Origin of the sequence: Leucobacter sp. wl10 (assembly GCF_003569785.1) — a bacterium.
GTDB lineage: Bacteria > Actinomycetota > Actinomycetes > Actinomycetales > Microbacteriaceae > Leucobacter.
In genome coordinates, this window is sequence record NZ_KZ983990.1 from 1 (window position 1) to 26,344 (window position 26,344).

Consider the following 26,344-nt stretch of genomic DNA (forward strand, 5'->3'; position numbering starts at 1 on the left):
CACAGCCCGCCCTACACCCCCAAATACGAAGAGCCGAAAAAGTACGCCGAGCCCGCGGCGATCGGCGTACTTTTTCGCCTCTCGCGGGGGTTCCGCGACCGCAGCTCCAGTCGCGCGGCCCGGTCAGCGCTCGCGGGAGGCGATGCGCTGCGCGGCCGCCTCGACGGCCTCGGGCGCGGCGGCGTACTGGTGCTCCGCGGTGGGGAACGCGCCGCCCCGCACCTCGTCGGCGTAGGCCGTGATCGCGGCGACCGTGTCCTCGCCGATCGCGGCGTAGCGCTTCACGAACTTCGCCGGGCGGCCCTCCGTGATGCCGAGCAGGTCGTGCAGCACGAGCACCTGGCCGTCGGCCGATCCGGCGCCGATGCCGATGATCGGGATCCGCAGGGCCTCCCGCAGCACCTCGGTCACCTCGGCGGGCACCGCCTCGACCACCACGCAGAACGCGCCGGCCTCCTGCACGCCGAGCGCCTCCTCGACAAGGCGCACCGCGCTCTCGACAGTGCGGCCCTGAGCGCGCAGCCCGCCGAGCGCGGTCGCGGTCTGGGGCGTGAGCCCCACGTGCGCCACGACGGGGACGCCCGCCGACACGATGGCGCGGATGCGGCTGAGGCGATCCTGGTTGCCGCCCTCGAGCTTGACGGCGTCGGCGCCCGCCTCCTTCACGAAGCGCACCGCGGTCTCGACGGCCTGCGCGTCGGAGACCTCGGTCGAACCGAACGGCACGTCGCACACGACGAACGCCGACTCCGTGCCCCGGCGCACGGCCTTCGCCAGCACGAGCATCTCGTCGGTGGTGACCGCCACGGTGGAGCTGTAGCCCAGCACCACCTGCGCGCCCGAGTCGCCCACGAGCACCATGTCCACGCCCGCGCGCTCGGCGGCTCGCGCGCCCGGGTAGTCGTACGCGGTCACCATCACGATGGGCTCGCCCGCGGCGCGCTTCTCGTTCAGCATCGGAATCGTCATTCGTGGCATCTCATACCTCCTCGTCGGGATGGACCGGTTCGGGGTCGCCTCCTGCGGCCCGCAGTACTGCGTTGTCGATGAGCCGCACCTCTCCGACCCGAGCGGCGACGGCGAGCAGCGCCGCGTCCTCGAGCCGCTCCAGGGGCGCGAGGGAGTCGGCGCGCACGAGCGCGACATACTCCGCCTCGATGCCGGCGCCCCGCAGGGTCTCCGTCGCGAGCGCCCGCAGCGCCGCGGCGTCGCGTTCGCCCGCGGCCGCGGCAGCCGCAGCTGCGTCGAGGGCCCGCGGGATCGCGAGCGCCCGCAGCCGCTCCTCCGCGCTGAGGCGCGCGTTGCGGCTGGAACGGGCCAGCCCGTCCGGGTCTCGGGACGTGGGGCAGGCCACGACGCGGGTCGGGATGCGGAGGTCGGCGACCATGCGCTGCACCACGAGCAGCTGCTGGGCGTCCTTGCGGCCGAAGTAGGCGGCGTCGGGGAGGCCCGCGAGCAGCAGCTTCGCGACGATCGTGGCGACGCCGTCGAAGTGGGATCCGCCGCGGGCGGCGCCCTCGAGCGTCTCGGTGAGCGCCCCCTCGACGTGCACGACGGTCGCGAAGCCCTCGGGGTACATCTCCGCGGCGTCGGGGGCGAAGAGGAGGTCGACCCCCGCCTCCGCGGCGATCTCGGCGTCGCGCTCGAGCTGACGGGGATAGGCGGCGAGGTCCGAGGCGTCGTCGAACTGCGCGGGGTTGACGAAGACGGAGATCACCACAGCCTCGTTCTCGGCGCGGGCCGCGCGCACGAGAGAGAGGTGCCCCTCGTGCAGGGCGCCCATGGTCGGCACCAGGCCCACGCGCGAGCCCGCGGCGCGGCGCTCGGCCAGCGCAGCGCGCAGTTCATCGACGGTGCGCACGATCCTCACGGGGCCTCCCCCGCTGCGGATCCCGTTCCCTCGCTCGGATGAACCCCGCCCGAGCGACGGAGCTCGGGATCGGCGACCAGCTCCCGAGCGGCCCGGACGAGCGCGTCGAACAGCTCGAGGTCGCCAGGCGACCGATCCGCCACGGCCGCCCGCTGCCCCGCGACCGTCGCCTCGTCGCCGCGCGTGACGGGACCCGTGAGCGCCGCGGCCGCCCCGAGCTCGCCCCAGTTGCTGAGCGCGGCCCGCGCGAGCGGCACGAGCGCCTCGCGCGGCACCCCGGCGCTCGCGGCCAGGCGCTCGGCGAAGCCCTCGACTACCACCAGGAAGTTCGAGGCCGCCGAAGCCGCCGCGTGGTACGCGGCGCGATCCTCGTCGGCCACGCGGAAGGCCTGCATGCCGAGCAGCCCGGCGAGCTCGCGCGCCGCGGCGAGCGCCTCCTCGTCCGAGCCGTCGATGGCTGCGTGCGCACCCGCGAACGAGCTCCCCGCTCCGGTCACGGCGAGCAGCGGGTGCAGGCTGAACGCCTCGTGCGGACGAAGCGGGTCGAGCCCGGTCGCGCCCGACAGGTGTCCCACGAGCCGGCCGGGCGCGACGAGCGACGCCGCCTCCGCTATCGCCGCGTCGGGCACCGCGAGCAGCACGACCTCGGCGCCGTCGCCCGTCGCCCCGCGCCCCGCGGGCGGCGGGACCTCGACGCCCGCGCCGCGCAGCGCCTCCGCGAGGGCCGTGCCCATGCGGCCGCGGCCGATGATCTGGACGCGCATGCGCGCTACAGCTCCAAGCCGTAGAGATTGGGTTCGGGGGCGAGGATCACGCCGAACTCCTGCTGCACCCGCTGCACGACGAAGCGCGCGAGCTCCGCCACGTCGGCCGCCGTAGCCGCTCCGCGGTTGGTGATGGCGAGCGTGTGCTTCGACGAGATCGCGGCCCCGGATCCGGGGAGGCGGAATCCGCGGGAGACGCCGGCCCGCTCGATGAGCCACGCGGCCGACAGCTTCACGGAGCGCTCGGGAGCGGTCCGCGGCACGCGCAGCGGCACCCCCGCCGCGAGCTCCTCGAGCGTGGTCACAGCGGGCGCCGGCTCGTCGGCATCGAGCGGGAAGCGGGGCGCGTCCGCGGGCAACTCGCGCGAGAAGCGCTCGGTGACGATGGGGTTCGTGAAGAAGGATCCCGCGCTCCAGGTGTCATGGTCCTCCGGATCGAGCACCATGCCCTTCGACCTGCGCAGACGCAGCACCGACTCGCGCAGCGCCCGCAGGGGAACCCGGTCGCCGATCTCGACACCGAGCGCGCTCGCGAGCTGCACGTACCGCACCGGGGCGGAAAGCGGGTCCCTGCGCAGCAGCAGGTCGATCGAGAGCACGACGCCCTCGAGGCCGCGCTTGATCGCCGAGTCGCGGTAGCCGAGCTGCAACTCGTCGGCCGTCATGCGCCGCACCTCACCGCTCTCGCGGTCGAGGAAATCGACGGCGTGCAGCACGTCCGAGAGCTCCTGGCCGTACGCGCCGATGTTCTGCACGGGGGCGGCGCCCGTCAGGCCCGGAATGCCCGAGAGCGCCTCGATGCCCGACCAGTCGCGGTCCACGCAGGTGGCCACCAGGTGATCCCAGTCGTGCCCGGCCTGCACGCGCAGGTGCACCGCGCCGCGGCCGGCGATCCCCGGCTCCCCGTCCTCCTCGATCACGGCGATGCCCGTGTCGCGCACGAGCAGCACCGTGCCCGGGAAGCCCTCGTCGCGAACGATCGTGTTGGATCCGCCGCCCAGCAGCAGCCACGGCTCGGCCGAATTCCAGAGCTCTCTCGCGTGCCGGGCCAGGTCCTCGGCGCTGCGAGCGACGAGGACCCGCTCGGCGGGCCCGCCGACGCGCATGGTCGTCAGATCGGCGAGCGGGGTTCCGTCGCCGATCGGCTCGGGAACGATATCGGGAAGCCTCACGCGAACGCCACCGCGAGCTGCGCCTTGCCCAGCACCGTCGCCCCGTCGAAGACGACCTTCAGGTCGATGCGGGCGACGCGCAGGGCCTCGTCGAGCGCACCGACGGTGGCGGTCACGGTCACTGCCGCGCCCTCGGCCGCGTCGACCGGCACCGGTCGGGTGAAGCGGGACTGGTAGTCGATCACGCGCCCCGCGGCGCCGAGCCAGTCGGTGGCGACCGATGCGGCGGCGCCCATCGTGAGCATGCCGTGGGCGAGCACCCCCGGCAGGCCCACGGAGACGGCCACGTCGTCGCGGTAGTGGATCGGGTTGAAGTCGCCCGAGGCGCCGGCGTAGCGCACCAGGCGGTCGCGGGTGAGCAGCAGCTCGCGTTCGGAGACGGCTTGGCCGACCGACAGCTCTTCGAAGACCGGGGCGCTCATGCCTGCTCCTCCTGCGGTTCGTCCGCCCGCACGACGAGCGTCGAGACGGCGGTGACGACGTGCTCGCCCGCCGCGTCGACGATCTCGCTCGAGGCGGTGACCATCGAGTGGCCGCCGAGCCTCTTCACCGCCGCGATGGTGAGCGTGGCGGTGAGCTCGTCGCCCGCGACGACGGGGCGGGAGTAGGTGAAGCGCTGGTCACCGTGCACGACCCGCGAGAAGTCGACGCCGGCCTCCTCGTCGGCGAGCAGCTGGGCCAGCGTGGCCTCCTGTACGACCACCGGGAACGTGGGCGGCGCCACGACGTCGGCGTAGCCGGCGGCCCGAGCGGCCTCCGGGTCGAGGTGCAGCGGGGACTCGCTGAGCACGGCGCGGGCGAACTCGCGCACCTTCTCGCGCCCGACGAGGTAGGGGGACGTCGGCGGGTACACCCGCCCCTGGATCTCTGGATTCACCACCGGGCCAGTCTACCGCGGGGTCCGATTTCGGGGTCCGCGACCCGAGGCGCCCCGAAAGCGGGGTCCCGCGGGGAGGTGAACGCACCTGTCGAACCCGGTACTCGGGTTCGACATCATCCCGGATGGGGCGGAGGGGCCACGGTGGCGGGAGACCGTAGCGGCTTGACGCGATCCGGCGCGCTGCCCCGCTTTGGGTGGCCCTCAAGGGCGCATGAGACTGAATCCCCAGGTCATCAAGAAGATGATGACGGCGAGGAGGGGGAAGAGCCAGTCCACGAAGAGGACGAACGCCTTTCTTCCGGGCCGCCTCCTCGAGGGTTCTTGTGCCTCCAGGGGCTCGATGATCTCGTCCCCGTCGTTGCTCCGGAGCGTCGTGATGGTGCCGATCACGGACAGGACCACGAGCGCAGTCATGGTGACCATCAGCAGCGGAAGCGGCGACAGCGCCAACCACGCCTCGGCCTCCGTCGATGGGGCGATCAGCGCCGCTATCGCGCTGGCCGCACCAGCGGAAAGGACGAGCGGGACGGGCAGCCAGCGCTGCCGGAATACAGCTCGCGGGTAGAACGGGAAGGCGAACAGCACCGTCAGCAGCACGGGAACGGACAGCAGGAGCGCTTGGGGCACCGACAGCAGTACGGGCTTACCGACGAACCAGGCGGTGCCCGCGAGCGCGAACACGAGAAACGCGAAGAGTCCCATGACGGGCAGGAAGAGCGTCTTCAACGCCCGCTGCCCCGCCTGCATCGTGGGCAGATCGAGCGAGGCCGCGTACTCGCGTGCAGGCCCGAAGGCTTCCTCGGCGCTCTGACCTGAGTCGGCGAGGAGTTCGCGCACGCTGGCTACCGCGTCGCCGATCACCGGCCCCGGAACTCGGCGCATGCGCAGTTCGACGATGAACAGGTCGATCCAGGTCTTGTCGGTCATTGTCGCGCTCATGGGGTGTCCGTCCTTACGGGTGTCGTACTGCTGAGGTACTCGGTGCTGGTGCTCGTGAAGCGCGACCATTCGGCGCGCACTCGTTCCAGCTCGCTGCGGCCGAGATCGGTCAAGGAGAAGTACTTCCGCCCGGGCCCCGCTTCCCCCGGCCGCCACTCGACGGCGACAAGCCCCGCCGACTCGTAGCGGGTCAGAAGCGGATACAGGGTGCCGCCCTTCACGGCGCCCATGCCGTGGGATTCCAGGTCGGCGATGATCGCGTACCCATACGACGGTCCCGGCTCCAGCGCGCGAAGAGTCAGCACGCCAAGGATCGCCCGCATCCAGTCGCTCGGCCACTCCGACGACTGCTCGCCACCACCTTCTTGTTTCACCTGCATAACTAGATTGTCTATCTAACTAGTTCGAAAGTCAATCTCACTATCGCCTCCGCTATTCAAGAGCCGGATCAAAGGGACGCACATTATGGGCTCCGTAGAGCGCGCCTCTCTCACAAGGACGAGCTTGTGAGAGGCGGTGACCAGCGTCATGAAAGGCGGCGTGAGCCTGTTCCGGGGCGCTGGTGCGGCGGCGCGCCGGTATCTGGATTCCGACCGCGCCACCGCAGACGAGCACTACCTCGAAGCCGGAACCGCCCTCGCGGAGTTCGCTGTCACCGACGCCCTCGGCGAGGTGACGAACGCGCGCATGTTCGACGCCGATGAGTACGCGAAGCGGGCGGACTTGCTATGAACCGGCGGACTCACCCAACCCTGACACGCGGGGATCGCCCGGATGCGCATAGCTGCGGGTGGTCTCCACGGATGTGCGCCGAACGCTACACGCCGTTGAATGGATCTTGCTCGGTCGCCTCGGCCGCTACGTTGATGACGATCTTGCCCCTCACGCCTCCGGCTTCGAGATGAGCATGCGCGGCGTCTATTCTCTCGAGCGGATAGATCGTGTCCACCACGGGTCGCAGACTGCCGTCGGCAACGGCCCGCGCGACGTCTGCGAGGAGCGCGCGATCAGGATGCCCAAAGAACAATCGCACGCGGCTCACGCCATGGAGAGACGACCAGAGGATGCTGCCGATACTGCGAACGATGTGGTCGATATCGAACGCGATCGTCACCATCCGCCCGCCGCGGGCGAGTCTTGAGCGGAAAGAGCTGAGATCGGTGCCACGGGTATCGAAGATCACGTCGAAGGTGTCGAGTTCGCGGGCCGGTGTGCGGTAGTCGATGATCTCATCCGCACCGAGGTCCCGCACGAATCCTGCGCTGGCGGTGTTGACGAGCCCCGTCACATGCGCGCCGAGCATCTTGCCGACCTGCACTGCCACGCTTCCCACACCCCCGGCCGCGCCGCGGACGAGGAGCCTTTCTCCGGGTCGCAGGCGTGCTGCATCTCTGAGGGCCGCGAGCGCTGTGCTTCCCCCTGAGAGCAGCGAGACTGCTTCTGCGGCAGCGAGTCCGGCAGGGGCAGGAGCAAGCTGGTCGGCGGATACGGTGACATACTCCGCGGCCGCCCCGAGTCCGCCTCGTTCGTTGAGCGCGCCCCAGACCTGTTCTCCTACCGGGAGGTCGACGACGCCATCGCCGATCTCGACGATCTTCCCGACGAAATCGATTCCCATCCGCTGTGGGAACTTCCGGCCGGTGACTGCCTTGAGACGGCCCTGGCGCCCCATGATCTCGCCACCGTTCACCGAGGACGCCGCAACCCTCACGAGCACCTCGCCCCGGGCAGGCGAGGGCCGGGGAACGTCAGTGACGTACAGCACATCCGGCGCTCCGTAGCTGTTGAATACTGCGGCTCGCATCGTCATCTTCGGGTCTCCTTCGCGGACGAGAGTGGCGCCAACCACGCTATCTTGAGAAACGGAGTCCGGTATCCGTTTCAAGACGAAGCGAGTGACAAGAATGACAAATCCTCTCGGCTCGATCGACGGGGAGCGCCCGGCGACGGTGCGATGCGATGCTGTACGCAACCGTGCACGAATTCTTGAGGTAGCGCGGGACGTTTTCGGAGAGCGGGGAGTGGATGTGCCCACTGCGGCCATTGCACGCGCCGCAGGCGTGGGCGCGGCCACGCTCTACCGCCACTTCCCCACTCGCGAGATCTTGCTCACCTCCGTCTTCGGCGAGCAGATCGAACACTGCATCGCGATACTTGACGATGCGGTCGACGATCCTGACCCGTGGCGAGGGTTCACCAGATCGCTCGAAGCAGTCGTCGCGATTGAGGTCACAACTCCTGGGCTGACGCGAGCCATCACCAGTCAACGTGAGTCGCTCGCGGTCTACGATGACTTTCGCTCCCGAGCGATAGACGGGCTCAGCGTCCTCATCGAGCGCTTGCATGACAGCGGGCAGGTTCGCGATGACTTCGGCGTCGACGACATCCTGACGGTCGTGGTCGCTCTTCGCGCCGTTGCAGCATCAGACCGGGGCATCGCTGCACTACGAGCCTCCCGATTCATCGACTTGATCACCCACGGAATCCGGACGAACTGATCAACTCAATCGCCCATGCGCGAAGTCGTCCTCGCCGCGGGCGCGAGGGCATCCGCGACCGCCACTCCTCAGCCTGGATCGCGAGCTGGCGGACATGCCCATGCGTGAACTGCGCAGGAACGTTCCGAGCGTCGAGGGCGCGCGCACCTCGCCGATCAGCCGCGCCATACCGCCCGAACGCAGCAGGTCGAGGTCGTCGATCGAGTCGGCCCCTGCCAGCATGGCCGAGATCACCGACCGCGCGGTGATCTCGGCATTGGGGGCTCATCGGATTTGGGTGTAGACGGGGCCTGGATCCGCTGCTCGCCGGCTGGTTGCCTGTGCATGCAACGCGACTGCGTCTGGGGTGGCCGCGCGGTGGCGGGAGGGCGTCGTCGGCATCTGACTTCGATGACCTGCCCGGGCTGCGGCTTTGAGGCGGGGTGTCTCCTGGAGCGATGGCGAGGCTCGCACCATCGCTCGCGGACGCGCGCGCGGAGGCCGTTGTGGCGGAAGTGCACGCGCGGAGCCGAACGCAGCCCATGCGCAACGCCGTGCCACTGGCCGGGAGGCCGATGCGCGCCCGGCACCCGGCGCCGGGGCCGGGGCCGGGTCGCCGACAAACTGGTCGCGCTCGACCCGGCAAAGGCCGCGCCGCACCATCTGCTCTGCCGCACACTCAGCGCCCGCAAAGGCCTGGAAGCCGGGACTCTGGGCGGACTGGAAGGGACCCGTCGCCTTCATACTGATCGACCTCTGGACCCCGATGACACCGCCCGCCCTCGACCCGGCCACCCCGACGCCCCGCCCCGGATGCGCCGGTGCGCCGCGACAACGCCATCAGCGGGCGCCGCGACCACGCCGACTACCTCGCACAACCCCAAACCCCTAACGGCCCGCTCGAACCGGTGCCCCCGGCCGGGACGGCCTGGAGACCTCGATCAAACGCAGCGGTCGCGTACCGCCCCACCAAGGGCCGAACGCGCCGGAACACCATGATCCTCCCGAGACGCCACGAAAATCGCGTGGATAGCATGGCGTCTCGGGAACAGCATGGCCCCCCGGCGGGAACGCAAGCGAGCCCAGCCCGCCGCCACACTCCCGCGGCACCCGCGCAAACACTCGCAGCACGAATCCCGCAGCGAGCATGCCCGCGACCACCGACCGCGCCGTGATCTCGGCATTGGGCGAGTCGATCGTCAACGCGGCCAGCGCATCATCGAGGCCGGCACGATCGGCGAGACCGAGTACAGGCGCCAGGCCCGCGGAGGACACCAGGTTGGGGCCATCGAGAACAGGCGCACGCCGTCGGCATCTGGTGCGCTTCGCCCGCTCGTCGGTCCTGCACGGGGAACCGCCAGCGGCGCCGATCCGGCTCCCGTTCTCGGTGCAGCGCGAGACACGCTCGCGCGAGATGGGGACGGCTGCAGCTGAACCTCGACCCGGCACCGCGGGCGGTCGTGAGCCCGCGGTGGCGATGAGCTGGTCGACGCGCTCTCACTCAGGACTGCCGATGCCCGGTTCGCACCGGCATCGTCAGGGCCTCTTGCGGATCGACTCCTGGTAGCGGTCAGCATACGTCGGGGCGTCGCCGATGAGGTCGTCGCAGAAGGCGGCGACATCGGGGCCGATCAGCTCCATGGCGCTCCTGCCCGAGGCGACACCCGTCTCGAAGAAGTCGACGATCTCGGACAGCAGCCCGCCGTCGCTCAACGAGATGGGTCCGACCTTGAACAGGTACTTCTGCATCTCCTCGTACACGATCCGGTAGTCCGGCGGCAGCGCCTTGACTCTGGCCATGTGCGCACGCCACTGCCGCTTGCCCTCGATGATGTCCCTGATGCTCACATCAGCCTCCCAGCCTGCTCAGTCTGCGTGCGACGGTCCTGTTCAGCTGCTTGCGCCACTTGTCCCGGTAGTCCTCCGCGCCGTCCTCGCCGATCACCGCCGCGCAAAAGCCGGGGATGTCATCCCCCAGAGCCTCCGCCGCACTCTGCCCGTCCGACGCGGTCGTCTCCAGCAATCCGAGGACGCCGTCGACTATCGGGGTGAGATTGCGGCCGGTGAAGTCGCCGTGCTGCCACAGGTGGGCTTCGATCTGCTCCCACGCCTGGCGGTAGTCTTCGGGCAGCGCCGCGGCACGGGCCTCGAACGCCCGCCAGTCCCGGGCCAGGTCGCTGCCGGTGATCCTCTCCCAGAAGTTCATGCTCCGTCCTCCTTGAGTTCGTCGATCCTCGATGACAGGTAGTCCCATCTCGCCCAGAACCTCGCCAGTTCCAAGCGTCCTGCGTCGTTGAGCCTGTAGAACTTGCGCGGCGGGCCCAGCTCCGAGGGACGCTTCGCGACATCCACCAGTCCGCGCTTCTCGAGCCGCAGCAGGATCGTGTAGACCGTTCCCTCGGTGACATCGGCGAAGCCGAGCTCGGTCAGCCGACGGGTGATCGCATACCCGTAGGTCTCCTCGGCGTCGATGATCCGCAGCACGCAGCCCTCCAGCGTGCCCTTCAACATCTCGGTCAGTCCGTCGATGATCCATGCCCTTCGTCCTCGCGGGTTGCGCTACCTCGTCTCACATGGTACCACTAGATCGTAACACAGAGTAGCGGGCGGATTCCTCCCCCGGAACAGAAAGGACACGCTCATGACACCTCCACCGGCGGCGACCGCCGCGATCAGCATGCGCGCCGTGCAGAAGTCGTACGGCACGCTGGAGGTGCTCCGCGGCGTGGACCTCGACGTCCAGCGCGGCAGCATCTTCGCCCTGCTCGGCTCCAACGGGGCCGGCAAGACCACGCTCGTGAAGATCCTCTCCACCCTGCTCAGGGCCGACGCGGGCACCGCGACGGTGAACGGCTACGACGTCGCGACGCACGCTGCGGATGTGCGGGAATCGATCAGCCTGACCGGGCAGTTCGCGGCTGTCGACGAAATCCTCACCGGGCGGGAGAACCTGATCCTCATCGCCAGGCTCAGGCATGTGAACGACCCGGACGCGATCGCCGACGGCCTGCTCGCGCGGTTCTCGCTGACCGACGCCGGCAGCCGCAAGGTCGCCGCCTACTCCGGCGGCATGCGCCGCCGCCTCGACATCGCGATGAGCCTCATCGGCAATCCTCCCCTGGTCTTCCTCGACGAACCGACCACGGGCTTGGACCCGGAGGCCCGCATCGAGGTCTGGCAGACCGTCGAGCAACTCGCCCATGACGGCGCCACCGTGCTGCTGACCACCCAGTACCTCGACGAGGCCGAGCAGCTCGCCGACCGCATCGCCATCCTGCACCGGGGCACGATCATCGCAGACGGAACCCTCGCCGAGCTCAAGCAGCTCCTGCCTCCCGCGAAGGTCGAGTACGTCGAGAAGCAGCCGACACTGGAGGAGGTCTTCCTCTCCATCGTCGGCGACAACGGAAGGAACGAATCATGACCGCGCACGTCCTCGGCGACACCGTCGTCCTCACCGGGCGGTCCCTGCGCCACATCCTGCGCAGCCCGGACACCATCATCACGACCGCGCTCATGCCGATCGCCATGATGCTGATGTTCGTCTACGTCTTCGGCGGGTCGATCGACACCGGGCAGGGCGCGGGCGGCACGCCCTACGTGAACTACCTGCTACCCGGTATCCTGCTCATCACCATCGCCTCCGGCATCTCCTACACCGCGTTCCGGCTGTTCATGGACATGCAGGGCGGCGTCCTGGAACGGTTCCAGTCCATGCCGATCACCCGGTCCGGCGTGCTCTGGGCGCACGTACTCACCTCGCTCGTCGCCAACGCCGTCGCACTCGTGGTCGTCGTCGGAGTCGCACTGCTGATGGGCTTCCGCACCGGGGCGAACGTGCTGGGCTGGCTCTCCGTCACGGGCATCCTGATCCTGTTCATGCTCGCGCTGGCCTGGATCGCCGTGATCCCCGGTCTGACCGCGAAGACCGTGGACGGCGCCAGCGCGTTCTCCTACCCGCTGATCTTCCTGCCGTTCCTCAGCTCCGCCTTTGTCCCCACCGAGTCCATGCCGGGACCGGTGCGCTGGTTCGCCGAGAACCAACCGATCACCTCCATCGTGAACACGATCCGCGACCTTCTCGCCGGGCAGCCCGTGAACGCAGACATCTGGATCGCCCTCGCCTGGTGCCTCGGGATACTCCTCGTCGCCTACGCCGCCGCGATGACCATCTACCGGCGCAGAACCAACTGACGGCGCCGATCGCTTCGAGGGGGAGCTTCTCCGCCGGCGTCCGGTGCTGCTGCACGGCGCGTGCGAGGTTGTCGGCCCCCGCGGACCTTTTATCCCCGACGGCAACGAATCACGGGAAGGTTTGTGGCCTATATCCAAGGCTCGCCTCCTTCCCTGGAATAAGCTGTCATCCATGTCGCGCATTCGTAAAGTGCTCATCGCCAACCGCGGCGAGATCGCCGTCCGCATCATCCGCGCCGCAGCTGACAGCGGCATCGCCTCCGTGGCCGTCTACGCCGACCAGGATCGGGACGCCATGCACGCGCAGCTCGCCGACGAGGCGTACGCGCTGAACGGCACGACGAGCGCCGACACCTACCTGGTCATCGACAAGATCCTCGCCGTCGCCCGACGCGCGGGCGCCGACGCCGTGCACCCCGGCTACGGCTTCCTCGCCGAGAACGCCGACTTCGCCCGGGCCGTCATCGCCTCGGGCCTCACCTGGATCGGCCCCTCGCCCGAGGCGATCGAACGGCTCGGCGACAAGGTCTCGGCGCGCCACGTCGCCGACAAGGTGGGCGCCCCGCTCGCGGCGGGCACGAGCGACCCGGTCGCGGACGCCTCCGAGGTGCTCGCCTTCGCCGACCAGGTCGGCCTGCCCATCGCCATCAAGGCGGCGTTCGGCGGCGGCGGTCGCGGCCTCAAGGTCGCCTACGAGCGCGAGGAGGTCGCCGAGCTCTTCGAGTCGGCCACGCGCGAGGCCATCGCGGCGTTCGGCCGCGGCGAGTGCTTCGTCGAGAAGTACCTCGAGAAGCCGCGACACGTCGAGACCCAGTGCCTCGCCGACCAGCACGGCAACGTCGTGGTCGTCTCCACCCGCGACTGCTCGCTGCAGCGGCGGCACCAGAAACTGGTCGAGGAGGCTCCTGCGCCGTTCCTCACCGACGAGCAGAACGCCGCGCTGTACGAGGCCTCGAAGGCGATCCTGCGCGAGGTGGGCTACGTGGGCGCCGGCACCTGCGAGTTCCTCGTCGCGAGAGACGGCACGGTCTCGTTCCTCGAGGTCAACACCCGGCTGCAGGTCGAGCACCCCGTCTCCGAGGAGGTCACCGGCATCGACCTCGTGCGCGAGCAGTTCCGCATCGCCGAGGGCGGCGCCATCGATTACCCGGACCCGGTGGCCCACGCCCACTCCCTCGAGTTCCGCCTCAACGGCGAGGATCCCGGCAACGGCTTCCTGCCCGCCCCGGGCCCGGTGACGCTGTTCAAGCCCGCGGCGGGCCCCGGCGTGCGCGTCGACACCGGCGTGGCCTCCGGCGACGTCGTCTCGGGAGCGTTCGACTCGATGCTCGGCAAGCTCATCGTCACCGGCGCCACCCGCGAGGAGGCGCTCGAGCGCGCCCGCCGCGCCCTCGACGAGTTCGAGATCCAGGGTCTGCCCACCGTGCTGCCGTTCCACCGCAGGATCGTTCGGGATCCCGCATTCACGGCCCCCGACGGCCGATTCGGCGTGTACACGCTCTGGATCGAGAGCGAGTTCGAGAACGATCTCGAGCCGTGGGAGGGCGAGCTCGCCCCGATCATCTCCGATCCGAAGCGGCGCACCGTGGTCGTGGAGGTGGCCGGGCGCCGCGTCGAGGTGACCATGCCCGCCACACTGCTGCCGCTCGCCGACCAGGAGGTCACCCGCGGGCCCGCGCCCAAGCGCGCGAAGGGGGCCGGCGTCGCCACCGCGACGGGCGACGCGGTCGCCGCGCCCATGCAGGCGACCGTCGTGAAGGTGGCGGTCGAGGAGGGCCGGCGGGTCGCCGAGGGCGACCTGGTGGTGGTGCTCGAGGCCATGAAGATGGAGCAGTCGATCTACGCGCACCGCGACGGCGTCGTGGCGGGCATCGATGCGCCCGTGGGACAGACCGTTCCGAACGGGCATCTTCTGCTCAGCATCGTCGACCCCGCCTGAGGGCGGCGAATCGCCGACCCGGAGTAAGCGGGCGCGCACGCACGTGGGCCGCGATCCCGCGCTGTCCGACGCCGCGGCCGCGTGAGCGAGGCACGGCGCATCGCTCTGGGTTTACAATGGTGTGGTTTCCCTCGAATTCGATATTTGGACAAGGAAGTCACATAATGACACAACACGTCCCCCTCAGCTCCCCCAGGGAACGACGGAAAGTCGTCGCGGCCTCGGTGATCGGTACCACCATCGAGTGGTACGACTTCTTCATCTACGCCTTCGCCGCCAACCTCGTGCTGGCCAAGCTCTTCTTCGAGCCCGCCGGCGAGAGCATGATGCAGATTCTCTCGCTCCTCACCATCGGCCTCTCCTTCCTCTTCCGCCCGCTCGGCGCGTTCCTCGCCGGGCACTTCGGCGACAAGCTCGGGCGGCAGCCCATGCTCGTGATCACGCTGCTGCTCATGGGGATCGCCACCGTCGGCATCGGCCTGCTGCCCACCTACGGCGCGATCGGGGCCTCGGCGCCGGTGATCCTGATCCTCCTGCGCATCCTGCAGGGCCTCTCGGCGGGCGGCGAGTGGGGCGGCGCCGTGCTCATGTCGGTCGAGCACGCACCCGGGGGCAAGCGCGGCCTGTACGGCATATTCCCGCAGCTCGGCGTGCCGTTCGGCATGCTGCTCGCCTCGGCGATACTCGCGCTCATGCGCGTCGTCGCCCCGGGCGAGGCGTTCGAGGAGTGGGGCTGGCGCGCGCCGTTCCTGTTCTCGGTCGTGCTCATCGTGGTGGGATTCGTCATCCGCAAGACGGTCGACGAGTCGCCCGTCTTCAGCGAGATCAAGGAGACCCGCCAGCAGGAGTCGGCCCCCATCGTGCAGGTGTTCAAGCTGCACCTCCCGCTCGTGGTTCTCAGCGCGCTGCTCTTCGCGGGCAACAATGCCGTGGGCTACATGCTCACCGGCGGCTACGTGCAGGGCCTCGCCTCGCGCCCCGAGGCCGACGGCGGCCTGGGCTACGACCCGGTGCAGGTGCAGCTCGCGGTACTCACGGCGGCCGTCGTCTGGGCGGTCTTCACTTTTCTCTCGGGCCCGCTCTCCGACCGCTACGGCCGCAAGCCGATCATGAACATCGGCTGGATCGTGCAGGCGCTCGGCGTGATCCCGCTCTTCCAGTTCGTCGTCAACGGCGGAGTGAGCGGCGTGCTCCTCGGCTCGAGCCTGCTCGCCGTGGGCCTCGGGCTCACCTACGGCCCCGCCGCGGTGTGGTTCGCCGAGACGTTCCCGGCCTCCGTGCGCTACTCGGGCATCTCGATCAGCTACGCCCTGGGCGGCGTGATCGGCGGCGCCTTCGCACCCACGATCGCCCAGATCCTGCTGCAGTCGTTCGGCACCACCTGGGCGATCGTCGTCTACCTGCTCATCATGACCGCGTTCGGCCTGCTCGCGAGCGTGCTGCTGCGGGATCGCTCGAACATCCCGCTCGACCTCGACTTCGAGCGCAGCGGGCAGTGGAAGAGCTGGACGCCCTCGAGGGTCGAGGCATAGCCCGCCCCGTCCGAGGCGGCGGGGCCAGGGGCCGGGGAAACGCAGCGCGGGATCAGGGGGCGCCGGGGCGCAGCGGCGAGTGCTGCTGCACCCAGCTGTACATCGCCACGGCCGCCGCGGCGCTCGCGTTGATCGAGCGGGTGGAGCCGTACTGGGTGATCTCCACCACGGCCTCCGCGGCGGCGATCGCCTCGGCGGTGAGGCCGGGGCCCTCCTGCCCGAAGAGCATCACGCAGCGCTCGGGCCAGGCGAAGGTCTCCATGGGCACGCAGCCGGGCACGTTGTCGATCGCGATGACGGGGATGCCCCGATCCCGCGCCCACTCCGCGAGGGCCCCGATGCTCTCGCGGTGCTCCACGTGCTGGTAGCGGTCGGTCACCATGGCGCCGCGCTTGTTCCAGCGGCGGCGGCCGACGATGTGCACCGTGTCGGCGGCGAACGCGTTGGCGCTGCGCACGATCGAGCCGATGTTCATGTCGTGCTGCCAGTTCTCGATGGCCACGTGGAAGGGGTGGCGGTGCTCGTCGAGATCGGCGACGATCGCCTCCATGCGCCAGTACCGGTACCGGTCGACGACGTTGCGGGTGTCGCCGTGCTCGAGCAGTTCGGGGTCGTAGCGCTCCTCGCCCGGCCACGCCTCACGCCCGCCGGGCCACGGCCCGACCCCGGAAGTGGTGTGCTCGGGGTGGGGCTCGGGATCGCGGGTCTCGGTCACGCCCCCATTCTCCCAGCCCGGCCGGGTCGCTGCGGATCCCGCACCCGCTCCCGCTCCTCGCCGAGAGCCCATCGAAGCACCGAGAGCCCATCGAAATCGCGCGATTTCGATGGGCTCTCGGCAGAAAGATGGGCTCTCGGCGCGAGCGCGCCCGCCGCCGGCTTCGCTCGGGGCCGTCGGGGTCCGGCGGCCCAGTAGACTATGCGGGTGACTGAGCGTGTATTGATCAAGGACCTCGCCGCCCGCGAGGACGGCCCCGTGCGTGTCTCCGGCTGGGTCGAGAGGGTGCGCGACCAGCGCTACGTGCAGTTCGTGGTGCTGCGCGACGAGAGCGGGGCGGTGCAGCTCGTCAACGGCGGCGTGCTGCGGGAGCCGGATCCGGAGAACCCGCGATCCGACGTCCTCGTGCCCCGCACCCGCACCATCAGCGAGCTCACGCACGGCACCTTCATCACGGTGGAGGGCGAGCTGCAGCACAACGAGCGCGTGAAGCTCGGCGGCGTCGAGATCCAGATCGAGCAGCTCGAGGTCGTCACGCGCGCGCTCCCGGACAACCCGATCGCCACCGACTCCGGCATCGACGCGCGCCTCGACTGGCGCTTCCTCGACCTGCGCCGCCCCGAGCAGCAACTCGTGTTCCGGGTGCAGACCACGTTCCTGCACGCGCTGCGCCAGGTGTGGGTGGAGCGCGGCTTCATCGAGATCCAGACCCCCAAGCTCATGGCCTCGGCCTCAGAGTCGCGCGCCGAGCTGTTCGAGGTCGAGTACTTCGAGGGCCGGGCATTCCTCGCGCAGAGCCCGCAGTTCTTCAAGCAGATGGCGCAGGCCGCCGGCTTCGGCGGCATCTTCGAGGTGGGCCCGGCATTCCGCGCCGACCCCTCGTTCACGTCGCGCCACGCCACCGAGTTCACCTCCATCGACACCGAGCTCAGCTGGATCGACTCGCACGAGGACGTCATGGAGCTGCACGAGGAGCTCATCGTCGCCGGCCTCTCCGCGGTCAAGGAGAAGCACGGCGACGAGCTGCAGAGGCTCTTCGGCGTCGAGGTCGAGGTGCCGTCGCGCCCGTTCCCGCGCATCCCCCTCGCCGAGGCGAAGGAGATCGTGAAGGCCGAGGGCTACGAGGTGCCCCGCGCCGACGCCGACATGGACCCGGAGGGCGAGCGCCGCATCGCCGCGCACGCCAAGAAGAAGTACGGCAGCGACTTCGTCTTCCTCACCGACTACGACGCGTCGATCCGCCCGTTCTACCACATGCGCGACGCCGAGAACCCGCAGCTCACCAAGAGCTACGACCTCATCTACCGCGGCACCGAGATCTCCACGGGCGCGCAGCGCGAGCACCGCATCGACATGCTCGAGGCGCAGGCCGTCGAGAAGGGCATGGACCCCAAGGAGCTCGACTTCTACCTCGACTTCTTCCGATACGGCGTGCCCCCGCACGGCGGCTTCGGCATGGGCCTGAACCGCGTGCTGATGCTCATGCTGCAGCAGTCCTCGATCCGGGAGGTCACCTACCTGTTCAGGGGGCCCAACAGGCTGCTGCCGTAGGCCCCCACCCGGGCGACCGCCTCAGCCGAGATCCGAGACGGTGGCGAACACCGCGAGGTGGTCGCTCGGCCACTCGTTGCCGCGGTGATCCGGAATGAGCTCGGATCGGCCCTCGACGACCCGCAGCTCCGGCCCCGGGTCCTCGCCGGGAGTGCGCCCTCCCAGGTGCCCCGCCCTCTGCACGCGCAGATCCCGCACGAACACGAAGTCGATGCGATCACGCGGCTCCGACTCCGGGGGCTCGATCGGCGACCAGGTGGGGCCCGGCACCGCGACGGGATCGGGCCACGCCTCCCGGAACGCGTCGGCGAAACCCGCCTGCAGCAGCGTGTCGGTGCCGGCCCAGCGCGCCCCGCGCCGCACGACTGAGGAGCGCCCGGGCTGCGCCGACCAGTCGCCGGTCGCCGGCACGTTGAAGTCGCCGCCGACGATCACGGGAACCGCGCCCCGCTCGCGCACGAGCGCCTCGGTCGTGGCGACGATCCGCCCCGCCTGCTCCGCCCGGATGCGTTCGCCGATCAGCTCGTTCACCCGCTCGCCGTGCGGCTCACCCGCGTAGTACGGGCCGTAGTCGCGGTAGTCCAGGTGCACCGACCACGCGAGCGTCTCTCCCGCATCTGTGCCGACCAGCGCCGCGCACCCGTAGGCTCCGGTGTGCGTCTCGACCTCCCGCAGCGGCAGCGGCGAGCAGATCGCCGTGTCGGCGTTGCCGACCAGGTTCCACCCGAGCGCCGCCGCGAGCCGCTCCGCCGCGCCCACCGACTCCTGCACGAGCAGGACCGGCTGCGCCTCCCCGGCGAGATGCGTTCGGATCGCGTCGAGCTGCTTGCGGAGCGCGTCGTCCACCTGCTGCCCTCCGAACCAGAGATTCCAACTGAGGACATGGATCGTTCCGGTCATTCGCGTGCTCCTATCGATACGGCCTCGCCCGGCGAGGCGAAGGGGGTGGAAGAGAGATCGTCGAGGTCGTCGAAGCTCCGGAGCCGGTAGTGGGCGCTGAGCTCGATCGGATCGGCCTGCACCCCGACGACGGTGGCGCCCGCGCGCATCCCCGCGAGGCAGCCCGCGGGCGAGTCTTCGAAGACGACGCACCGCGCGATGTCGACGCCGAGCCGGTCGGCCGCCAGGAGGTACGGCTGCGGGTCGGGCTTCGGCCGCTCCACGTCGTCGACCGTGAGCACGAGGGCGAAGTAGGGCAGCAGCCCCGTGCTGTCGAGCATGGGCAGCACCTCGCCGCGCCTCCCGTTGCTCACCACGGCGAACGGAACCGAGGCGTGGTGACGACGGATGAAGTCGTACGCCCCCGGCATGGGCGAGACCCCTCCGCGGAGCCTCCCCTGATAGCGCCGGTCGATCTCCGCGGCGAGCACCGGGGCGCTCATTCCGAGCGTGGCGGCGAGGCGAAGGCTCGCGGCGTCGGTGGCGAGCCCCGCATACGCCTCCGCGCGGATCTCGACGCCCGCCTCGCGGGCGAGCTCGTCCAGGGCCTCCGTCCAGAGCGGCTCGGAGTTCACCAGCAGCCCGTCGCAGTCGAACAGCAGTGCCGCGACAGCGGTCACCGGCTCCCTCCCGCAGCAGCCGCGGGAACGCGCAGCGCGATGTCGCCATCGGCGCGCACGTGCACTCGCGTGCCGGGGTGCATCTCGCCGTCCACGCCGGCGGCGACCTGCGAGTGCAGCTCGATGCCGCCCAGCGTCGCCACGATCCGGGTCGTCTCTCCGGCGTAGGTGCGTTCGACGACCACCGCCTCGCCCGTCTCGTCCGGCAGCAGACTCAGGTGCTCGGGCCGCACGAAGATCACGTCGGCGCCCGCGGCGGCGGTCCGGGCGGAGCCGCTGCCCGCGGCGGGCACCATCCCCCCGGTCCACTCGCGCGGGACGGGGATCTCGCTCACGGTGCCGACGAAGCGCGCGACGAAGGGCGTGGCCGGGTGCTCGTACACCTCCCGGGGCGGAGCGATCTGCTCGATCGCCCCCGCGCTCATCACCGCGATGCGGTCGGAGATGGCGAGCGCCTCCGCCTGATCGTGGGTCACGAACAGCATCGTGCTGCCCAGTCGCTGCTGCAGCGCCCGGATCTCGGTGCGCAGGCGGCTCCGCACCGAGGCGTCGAGCGCCGAGAGCGGCTCGTCCAGCAGCATCACCGCCGGGCGCACCGCGAGGGCGCGCGCCAGGGCCACCCGCTGCTGCTGCCCGCCGGAGAGCTGATGCGGGTACCGGTCGCCGAACCCGTCGAGCCCGCACAGCTCGAGCAGTTCGTCGATGCGCTGCGTCCGCTCGGCCTTCCGCAGCTTCAGGATGCGCAGCCCGTAGTCGACATTGCCCGCGACGCTGAGGTTCGGGAACAGGCTGTACGACTGGAACACCATCCCGATGTCCCGCCGGTGGGCGGCGAGGGCGTCCACCCGCCTGCCGTCGAGCATCACCTCACCCGCGTCGGGGTGCTCGAATCCGGCGAGCAGTCGCAGCGTGGTCGTCTTGCCGCAGCCGGAGGGGCCGAGCAGTGTCACCAGTTCGCCGCGGAAGATATCGAGGTCGAGGCCCGGCAGGATCGTGGTGTGCTTGAACGACTTGCGCACGCCGCGGAACTGCACGGCGACCTCGCGCGTCTCGTGCGCGTCGGCCGCGGATGCCGTGGTTGAACGGGTGTCTTCGGGGCTCATGGTCTGGCTCATACGAGCGCCTCCTCTCTGGTGGCGGTGGGGGACGGGGCGGGCGCCGCTTCGGAGCGGATCCCGACGGGCGGTCTCGCGCGACCGGCGCGACCGGCGCGACCCGCCGCGACGGTCGCCAGGATGAGGAGCAGCCAGGTGAGCGCGGTGCTCATCAGGCTGAGCGCGATGGATCCGCGGAAATCCTGCGACGAGTTCACGAAGATCCACACCGGCAACGTCTGCTGGTTGAGCGTCGCGGCAACCGTGAACTCGCCGATCGACAGCGCGATGGCGAAGAAGGAGCTGTACATGACCGGTTGCTTGAGGCTCGGGATCACGATCCTGACGAGCGTGCGGAAGGTGTTGCCGCCGAGGCTCTGGGAGGCTTCGAAGAAGCTCTTCAGCGGCAGCGTGCGCAGCCCCGAGTCCAGCGCCCGGAAGGCGAACGGCAGGCACAGCACCGTGTAGGTGCCGATGAGCAGGATCGGGAAGTCGGTGTTCTGCAGCGCCTGGCTGATCGAGCTCTGCCAGCTGCCCCGCCCCTGCTGCGCGCCCCAGCGCAGCATCGCGACGATGCCCGCCGCGAGCGCGATGGTGGGCACGACCAGGGGGATCGTCGTGATCGTCTCGATCACGGGCCGCCAGCCCGGCCGCCACACGTGCACCACGATCAGTATCGGCAGCAGCGTGCCGAGCATCAGCACCACCGTGCCCACCGTGATCACCGCGGTCACGGAGAGGGCGCGCCCCAGCGAGGACTCCAGCTCGGTGAGGGCTGACAGTCCGTCGAGCGTGAACGCGCCGTCGTTGCGGGTGAACGCGTAGGAGACGCTGAAGAGCAGGGGCAGCACGGCGCCGAGCAGGGCGACCCCGACCGCGGCCCATCCGGCGGCCCGCACCGTGCGGTCGGCTAGCGAGCGACCCATCTCGTTCCTCTCTGCTGCAGTTTGGTGGATGCGAAGAGCGTGACGACGGCGACCAGCACCATCAGCAGGCCGAGCGCCATCGCGGTTCCCTCCCGGCCCGATGCGGCGCCGCCCGAGAGCTGGTTCGAGATCGTGAGCGGCACCAGCGGGAACCCTCCCGTGCTGAGCAGCACGGCCGGGGAGGCGTAGGTCGCGAACGCCGCCCCGATGAGCAGCACCCATGCGCCGACGATGCTCGGCAGGGCGACGGGGATCCCGACGCGCAGCCAGAACCGCACCCGGCCGCCGCCCAGCGCCTGGGAGGCCTGGATCCACGAGTCCTTGATGCCCTTGAACGCGGGCAGGATGACGAGCACCATCGTCGGCACGAGGAAGTACTGATACATGATCACGAGTCCCTGCCAGCTGTACAGGGTGAACCCGAGCTCGCCGAGCCCGAGCAGCCCGGTGATGACCCCCGTGTTGCCGAGCATGACGATGAACGAGAAGGCGAGCATGATGCCGCCCGAGTCGGCGAGCACGCTCGAGATCACCGGGACCGCGGCGTCGAGCGCGCGGCTGTTCAGCTGACTGATGAGGAAGGCCAGCGCGCCGCCCAGGATCGCGGCGACGGTCGCGGAGACGAGGCTCACCTTCACGCTGTTGGCGATGGCGGTGAAGTTCGTGCCGGTGAGGGAGTCCTGGAAGTTGCCGAGACCGAGGCTGCTCTCGCCCTCCTCGACCACCTGGAACGCCACGAGTGCCATCCCCACCACGGGAACCGCGAAGAAGAGCGCCACGAGCAGGAAGAAGGGGAATGAGGCGAAGACCACGGGCCCGTTCACCCGCGCGGGGCCGCGGGTGAACGGGGCGCCCGGGGCCCGCGCGGTGCGCGACGCGGTCACTGCCCCGCGACCGCGCTCATCCAGCGCTCGGAGACCACGGCCTGCGCCGCATCCCGCTGCTGGATGGAGGGGAGGGGGTCTTCGCCGCTGCCCTTGGGAAGGGCGGCGACCAGGGCCTCGTCGGCCGTTCCCGCCTCGGTCATCGCCGGGAGCCGGACGGGGGACACGAAGCCCTCGAGCAGCAGGTTCTGCCCCTCGTCGCTGAAGAGGAACTCGTAGAACAGCCGCGCCACCGCCGGGTTGGGGGCGTCCGCGTTGATGGAGGCCGCGTAGAAGGAGCTCACCGTGCCGTCCTCGGGGAGGGCGATGGTGAAGTCGATCCCGGACTTCTTGAGCTGTGCCGCCTGGGGCAGCATCAGGTAGTCCCAGTTGAGCACGATCGGGGTCTCACCGGTCTCGATGGTGCCGAGCGAGTGCTCGACCTGCAGCAGGTTGCCCGACTTGCTGAGCTGCTGGAAGTAGTCGATGCCGGGGCCGATGTCGTCGAGGCTGCCGCCTGTGGCCAGCGCCGCCGCGTAGACCGTCATGAACGAGCTCTCGCCCTGCGTGGGATCGCCCGGGATGGCGATGGAGTTCTTGTACTGCGGCTCGAGCAGCTCGGCGAAGCTGGTCGGGCAGTCCTTGATGCGGCTGGTGTCGCAACCGATGGCGATGCTGCCGCCGAGGTGGTTGATCCACTGGTTCGAGGCGGAGCGCTTCTCGGCGGGGATGTCGTCGATGGTCTGCGGGGTGTACTCGGCGAGCAGGCCCTCCTTCGCCGCGCCCTCCGCGAAGGATACGCCGGTGTCGAGGTAGTCCAGCGAGGTGTCCTGCCCCACCCGGTTCTTCACGGCGTTGATCAGGTCCTGGCTGGAGCCCATCGAGGTGTCGTTGACGATCTCGATGCCGTACTTCTCGCTGAACGCCTGGAGCAGACCGCCGTAGTTGGCCCAGTCCTCGTACAGGCCCATGGTGTTGAGGGTTCCCTCCGCCTGGGCGGCCTTGATGAGCGCGTCCATCCCGCCGCCCTCCTCGGCCGAGGTGACGGTGCTCCAGTCGACGCCCCCCGAGGTCGCGGCGCCTCCCGACGCCGGCGAGCTCGCGCATCCCGTGATCAGCACTGCCGCTGCGGCGAGGCCGCTCACGACCGCGAGCCTGCGTACCCGTGTGTTCATGATGTCCTTTCAGAGGTGCCCGGATTCGACATCTCAAAGTTCACCAGTGAACATCGACTTCCTCGTGGCCGGAGGGTAGCCGGTCGGTGAATATCCGCCGTGTTCGGTCACCCGGTACGGGGGAGGTACGGTGGGGCGTGCAGAGTAGACTCATTCGTCGGCTGGAGAGTGGGAGGCCCGTGAACCAGACGGAACGCATCGCGGAGACCATCCGCGCGGAGATATCCGAGGGGCGCTGGCCGGTCGGGATGAAGCTTCCGAGCGAGAAGGCCCTCAGCGAGCGCTTCCGGGTCACCCCCGGTACGGTCCGCATCGCGTTGCGCACCCTCGTCGAAGAGGGCAGCATCGACGGCACCCGGGGCGCGCGGAAGACCGTGATAGGCACCCCGGCGCCCCCCGAGCCCTTCGATCAGTTCCGCAGCTTCGCGCAGTGGGCGATCCAGCAGCAGCGGGTGCCGGGCGGGATCGTGCGCAGCAAGGCGTGGGTCGCGGGCGATCCCGCCGACGCCGAGAACCTCGGCGTCGAAGCCGGCGCGAACGTCCTGCGGATCGTGCGCCTGCGCACCCTCGACGGCGAGCCGGTCATGATCGAGAGGACCCACTACCGCGAGGCCGTGGGGCGAGCGGTCGAGCAGCTCTCCGATGACTGCCCCTCGGTCACCGTCGCCCTCGCCGAGAACCCCGGCATCATCTTCGCCAGGGCTCAGCACGTCTTCGCCGCGACGGCGGCCTCCGCCGAGGACGCCGCGATGCTCGACGTCTCGCCGGGCACGCCGCTGCTCTCGCACCGGAGGATCAGCCTCGACCGCAGGGGGGTGCCGCTCGAGTGGTCCGAGGACCGCTATCGGGCCGACGTGATCGGAGTCGCGGTGGGCAACTCGTGGGCGGTCAACCCCCTGCGCTGGGTGACCGACCCCGGCGGCTGACGGCTCGCGCCGGGACGCCGGGCATCACGCCGCCTCCCCCTCAGCGGATCCGCTGCGCCACCACGAGCGTGTCGTCGAGCGCGCTCGTCTCGCCTCCCGGCCCCGTCGCCTCGCGGGTGCGCACCTCGGCGGTCACGGCCCAGCGCTCGGGATCGAGCCCCAGCAGCGCCAGCTCGGTTTCGGGCGTCGGGAAGTCCCCCGGTCCGTGCTGCCCCTCCGCCCACGGCGGCGGCGCGGCGTGGGAGATCACGACGAGCCGCCCTCCCGGGGCGACCCGCTCTGATGCGGCGCGCAGGATCCGCTCGCGGGGCAGTTCAACGGGCGACTGCAGGAAGCTCGCGGTCACGAGGTCGAAGTGCCCGGCCGCCTCCGGGACGCTCGCCGGATCCTCGGCCCACACCCCCAGGTCGACCGCCGCGAAGCGCGCGTTTGCGACCCCTCGCTCCGCTGCGGCCCCGCGCGCACGCGCGACGGCGGCCTCGGAGAGGTCGGTCCCCGTCGCATCCCATCCCCGCTCGGCCAGCCATAGCACGTCGCCGCCCTCGCCGCAGCCCAGGTCGAGCGATCGCCCGGGCGCCCAGTCGCTCGCGATGTCGATCAGCGTGCGGTTCGCCCTCCCCGACCACACGGGGTCCGATCCGGCGTAGCGGCGCTGCCAGAAGGCGACCGGGTCCTCATCCGGGTCCTCATCGGCGGCGGCCCCGTGGCCGGCGCCGTGACGGTGCGCGCGCTCCGCCGGTTCATCGGCCGCTCGCGCGAAGTCCTCCTCGACGAGCGCGGCGTTGACGGCCGCCCCCGCGAAGGCTCCCGCGCCCATCACCATCGGCACTGAGGCCCAGGGGTTGACCACGTTGCCCGCTGCCCAGACGCGCGGGTGGCTCGTGCGGCTCATCGCGTCGACCGCGAGAAAGCCGCCCATCGGCGACTCGGCCCGTTCCAGCGCGAGCTCGGCGAGGAAGTCGTCGTGCGGCACCATCTCGCTCGCCGTGAACACGGCGTCGACGGCGACCTCGCGACCGCTCTCGGTGCGCACGGAGGTGACGCGGGATCCGTCGCCCACGATCTCGGCGACCGGATCCGGCTCGATCGCCACGTCCCGCGCCGTGAACGCCCGCTCGGTCTCGGCGTCGAGCGCGCCCGAACCGGCGCTGAACACGACGAGGTCGTCGGTCCACTGCCGCAGCAGCTTCGCCTGGTGCAGGCCGAGCGGCGAGGTCGTCATCACCGCGAGCCTCCGCCCTCGCACCTCCCAGCCGTGGCAGTAGGGGCAGTGCAGCACCCCGCTGCCCCAGTGCTCGGCGAGGCCCGGGATGGGGGGCAGCGCGTCGCGCAGACCGGTGGCCACGAGCAGCGCGCGGGCGTCGATCGTCTCGCCGCCCACGAGCTCGATCTGCACGGTGGCCGGCGATCCGGAGCCCGGCTCCCCCTCGGGGGCCGAGCCGTCGCGCACCGCGCGCACCGATCCCTCGCGGAACGTCACGCCGTAGCGCTCGGCCTCCTCGCGCCCGCGGGCCAGGAGCTGCGCGGGCGGGGTGCCGTCGAGCCCGAGCACGTTGTGCATGTGCGAGGCGAATCGGTTGCGGGGGCTGCCCGCGTCGATCACGAGCGTACGGCGCAGAGAGCGGCCGAGCGACTGCGCCGCGCTCAGGCCGGCGGCGCCCCCGCCGATCACGACGGCGTCCCAGGTGGTGGTTGCGGTGATGTTCGTCATGCTCCCATGCTCGCGGAAGTGTGCGATACTTGCAATGAGGTTTGCCGAATCAGCAAG

General features: G+C 70.3%; 28 protein-coding genes and 1 pseudogene. 8 read left to right on the plus strand and 21 right to left on the minus strand.

Features of this window, described 5'->3' with window-relative positions; all coding sequences use genetic code 11:
* Positions 1 to 123 precede the first annotated feature (123 nt).
* The 8 genes from panB to D1J51_RS05020 all read right to left on the minus strand — a co-directional run bounded on the left by panB (position 124) and on the right by D1J51_RS05020 (position 6,005).
* Positions 124 to 978 (minus strand): 3-methyl-2-oxobutanoate hydroxymethyltransferase, encoded by an 855-nt coding sequence (gene panB / locus D1J51_RS04985; protein ID WP_119074095.1) that lies wholly within the window; start codon positions 976 to 978, stop codon positions 124 to 126.
* Position 979: 1 nt separating this feature from the next.
* Positions 980 to 1,870, minus strand: a complete 891-nt coding sequence (gene panC, locus D1J51_RS04990; protein WP_119074096.1) for a pantoate--beta-alanine ligase — start codon at positions 1,868 to 1,870, stop codon at positions 980 to 982.
* Positions 1,867 to 2,634: a Rossmann-like and DUF2520 domain-containing protein gene (locus D1J51_RS04995; protein ID WP_119074097.1), complete on the minus strand. Its 768-nt coding sequence runs from the start codon at positions 2,632 to 2,634 to the stop codon at positions 1,867 to 1,869. Before D1J51_RS04995 ends, panC begins: the two co-directional genes overlap by 4 nt.
* Before the next feature lie 5 nt (positions 2,635 to 2,639).
* A complete protein-coding gene (locus D1J51_RS05000; RefSeq protein WP_240422965.1) occupies positions 2,640 to 3,740 on the minus strand; it encodes a UDP-N-acetylmuramate dehydrogenase in 1,101 nt (366 codons plus the stop codon).
* A gap of 62 nt (positions 3,741 to 3,802) precedes the next feature.
* Positions 3,803 to 4,228, minus strand: coding sequence for a MaoC/PaaZ C-terminal domain-containing protein (locus D1J51_RS05005; protein WP_119074098.1), 426 nt, complete (start codon positions 4,226 to 4,228; stop codon positions 3,803 to 3,805).
* Positions 4,225 to 4,686, minus strand: coding sequence for a MaoC family dehydratase N-terminal domain-containing protein (locus tag D1J51_RS05010; RefSeq protein ID WP_119074099.1), 462 nt, complete (start codon positions 4,684 to 4,686; stop codon positions 4,225 to 4,227). The genes D1J51_RS05005 and D1J51_RS05010 overlap by 4 nt, the downstream gene beginning before the upstream one ends.
* Before the next feature lie 201 nt (positions 4,687 to 4,887).
* Positions 4,888 to 5,625, minus strand: a complete 738-nt coding sequence (locus D1J51_RS05015; RefSeq protein ID WP_162903665.1) for a hypothetical protein — start codon at positions 5,623 to 5,625, stop codon at positions 4,888 to 4,890.
* Positions 5,622 to 6,005, minus strand: coding sequence for a PadR family transcriptional regulator (locus D1J51_RS05020; RefSeq protein WP_119074101.1), 384 nt, complete (start codon positions 6,003 to 6,005; stop codon positions 5,622 to 5,624). Before D1J51_RS05020 ends, D1J51_RS05015 begins: the two co-directional genes overlap by 4 nt.
* A 136-nt stretch (positions 6,006 to 6,141) precedes the next feature.
* On the opposite strand from D1J51_RS05020, the gene D1J51_RS05025 reads away from it, so the two are divergent.
* Positions 6,142 to 6,357 (plus strand): hypothetical protein, encoded by a 216-nt coding sequence (locus D1J51_RS05025; RefSeq protein WP_240422937.1) that lies wholly within the window; start codon positions 6,142 to 6,144, stop codon positions 6,355 to 6,357.
* 85 nt (positions 6,358 to 6,442) lie between these two features.
* Here the strand turns inward: D1J51_RS05025 and D1J51_RS05030 are convergent, their stop codons facing one another.
* Positions 6,443 to 7,435 carry an NAD(P)-dependent alcohol dehydrogenase gene (locus D1J51_RS05030; protein ID WP_119074102.1) on the minus strand — a complete coding sequence of 331 codons (993 nt, stop codon included), beginning with the start codon at positions 7,433 to 7,435 and terminating at the stop codon, positions 6,443 to 6,445.
* Positions 7,436 to 7,529: 94 nt separating this feature from the next.
* Here D1J51_RS05030 and D1J51_RS05035 point away from each other — a divergent pair, with 94 nt between their 5' ends.
* Positions 7,530 to 8,123 (plus strand): TetR/AcrR family transcriptional regulator, encoded by a 594-nt coding sequence (locus D1J51_RS05035; protein ID WP_119074103.1) that lies wholly within the window; start codon positions 7,530 to 7,532, stop codon positions 8,121 to 8,123.
* 82 nt (positions 8,124 to 8,205) lie between these two features.
* On the opposite strand, the pseudogene D1J51_RS18315 reads toward D1J51_RS05035, so the two are convergent.
* From D1J51_RS18315 to D1J51_RS05060, 4 genes and pseudogenes are all read right to left on the minus strand, one after another.
* Positions 8,206 to 8,354: pseudogene (locus tag D1J51_RS18315) on the minus strand (IS1380 family transposase); the annotation flags it as partial.
* 1,284 nt (positions 8,355 to 9,638) lie between these two features.
* The gene (locus D1J51_RS05050; protein WP_119074105.1) at positions 9,639 to 9,950 is read right to left on the minus strand and encodes a DUF1048 domain-containing protein; all 312 of its coding nucleotides are present in this window, start codon (positions 9,948 to 9,950) and stop codon (positions 9,639 to 9,641) included.
* 1 nt (position 9,951) lies between these two features.
* Complete coding sequence (locus D1J51_RS05055) at positions 9,952 to 10,308, minus strand: DUF1048 domain-containing protein (protein ID WP_119074106.1); 357 nt, start codon at positions 10,306 to 10,308, stop codon at positions 9,952 to 9,954.
* Entirely contained in the window at positions 10,305 to 10,613 is a 309-nt protein-coding gene (locus tag D1J51_RS05060) for a PadR family transcriptional regulator (protein WP_371414076.1), read from the minus strand. Before D1J51_RS05060 ends, D1J51_RS05055 begins: the two co-directional genes overlap by 4 nt.
* A 130-nt stretch (positions 10,614 to 10,743) precedes the next feature.
* Between D1J51_RS05060 and D1J51_RS05065 the strand changes: the two genes are divergently transcribed.
* From D1J51_RS05065 to D1J51_RS05080, 4 genes are all read left to right on the plus strand, one after another.
* Positions 10,744 to 11,526, plus strand: coding sequence for an ABC transporter ATP-binding protein (locus D1J51_RS05065; RefSeq protein WP_119074108.1), 783 nt, complete (start codon positions 10,744 to 10,746; stop codon positions 11,524 to 11,526).
* Positions 11,523 to 12,296 (plus strand): ABC transporter permease, encoded by a 774-nt coding sequence (locus tag D1J51_RS05070; protein ID WP_119074109.1) that lies wholly within the window; start codon positions 11,523 to 11,525, stop codon positions 12,294 to 12,296. The genes D1J51_RS05065 and D1J51_RS05070 overlap by 4 nt, the downstream gene beginning before the upstream one ends.
* A 172-nt stretch (positions 12,297 to 12,468) precedes the next feature.
* Positions 12,469 to 14,235, plus strand: a complete 1,767-nt coding sequence (locus D1J51_RS05075; protein WP_119074110.1) for an acetyl/propionyl/methylcrotonyl-CoA carboxylase subunit alpha — start codon at positions 12,469 to 12,471, stop codon at positions 14,233 to 14,235.
* Between the two features lie 164 nt (positions 14,236 to 14,399).
* Complete coding sequence (locus D1J51_RS05080; RefSeq protein WP_119074111.1) at positions 14,400 to 15,767, plus strand: MFS transporter; 1,368 nt, start codon at positions 14,400 to 14,402, stop codon at positions 15,765 to 15,767.
* A 52-nt stretch (positions 15,768 to 15,819) separates the two neighbouring features.
* Here D1J51_RS05080 and D1J51_RS05085 read toward each other — a convergent pair whose 3' ends face one another.
* Positions 15,820 to 16,482 carry a TrmH family RNA methyltransferase gene (locus D1J51_RS05085; RefSeq protein ID WP_240422939.1) on the minus strand — a complete coding sequence of 221 codons (663 nt, stop codon included), beginning with the start codon at positions 16,480 to 16,482 and terminating at the stop codon, positions 15,820 to 15,822.
* Positions 16,483 to 16,683: 201 nt separating this feature from the next.
* Here D1J51_RS05085 and aspS point away from each other — a divergent pair, with 201 nt between their 5' ends.
* Complete coding sequence (aspS, locus tag D1J51_RS05090) at positions 16,684 to 18,033, plus strand: aspartate--tRNA(Asn) ligase (protein WP_205547737.1); 1,350 nt, start codon at positions 16,684 to 16,686, stop codon at positions 18,031 to 18,033.
* 21 nt (positions 18,034 to 18,054) lie between these two features.
* Here the strand turns inward: aspS and D1J51_RS05095 are convergent, their stop codons facing one another.
* From D1J51_RS05095 to D1J51_RS05115, 6 genes are read right to left on the minus strand one after another with little or no spacing between them, the layout of a single operon-like run.
* Positions 18,055 to 18,933, minus strand: a complete 879-nt coding sequence (locus tag D1J51_RS05095) for an endonuclease/exonuclease/phosphatase family protein (RefSeq protein ID WP_119074114.1) — start codon at positions 18,931 to 18,933, stop codon at positions 18,055 to 18,057.
* A complete protein-coding gene (locus tag D1J51_RS05100) occupies positions 18,930 to 19,592 on the minus strand; it encodes an HAD family hydrolase (protein WP_119074115.1) in 663 nt (220 codons plus the stop codon). Before D1J51_RS05100 ends, D1J51_RS05095 begins: the two co-directional genes overlap by 4 nt.
* A complete protein-coding gene (locus tag D1J51_RS05105; protein WP_240422941.1) occupies positions 19,589 to 20,707 on the minus strand; it encodes an ABC transporter ATP-binding protein in 1,119 nt (372 codons plus the stop codon). Before D1J51_RS05105 ends, D1J51_RS05100 begins: the two co-directional genes overlap by 4 nt.
* Positions 20,704 to 21,612, minus strand: coding sequence for an ABC transporter permease (locus D1J51_RS05110; RefSeq protein WP_162903667.1), 909 nt, complete (start codon positions 21,610 to 21,612; stop codon positions 20,704 to 20,706). Before D1J51_RS05110 ends, D1J51_RS05105 begins: the two co-directional genes overlap by 4 nt.
* Positions 21,597 to 22,496 (minus strand): ABC transporter permease, encoded by a 900-nt coding sequence (locus D1J51_RS17850; RefSeq protein WP_162903668.1) that lies wholly within the window; start codon positions 22,494 to 22,496, stop codon positions 21,597 to 21,599. The genes D1J51_RS05110 and D1J51_RS17850 overlap by 16 nt, the downstream gene beginning before the upstream one ends.
* Positions 22,493 to 23,650 carry an ABC transporter substrate-binding protein gene (locus tag D1J51_RS05115; protein WP_119074117.1) on the minus strand — a complete coding sequence of 386 codons (1,158 nt, stop codon included), beginning with the start codon at positions 23,648 to 23,650 and terminating at the stop codon, positions 22,493 to 22,495. Before D1J51_RS05115 ends, D1J51_RS17850 begins: the two co-directional genes overlap by 4 nt.
* A 179-nt stretch (positions 23,651 to 23,829) precedes the next feature.
* Here D1J51_RS05115 and D1J51_RS05120 point away from each other — a divergent pair, with 179 nt between their 5' ends.
* Positions 23,830 to 24,576, plus strand: a complete 747-nt coding sequence (locus D1J51_RS05120) for a GntR family transcriptional regulator (protein WP_162903669.1) — start codon at positions 23,830 to 23,832, stop codon at positions 24,574 to 24,576.
* A 40-nt stretch (positions 24,577 to 24,616) separates the two neighbouring features.
* Here the strand turns inward: D1J51_RS05120 and D1J51_RS05125 are convergent, their stop codons facing one another.
* Positions 24,617 to 26,287, minus strand: coding sequence for an SAM-dependent methyltransferase (locus D1J51_RS05125; RefSeq protein WP_119074119.1), 1,671 nt, complete (start codon positions 26,285 to 26,287; stop codon positions 24,617 to 24,619).
* Positions 26,288 to 26,344 lie beyond the last annotated feature (57 nt).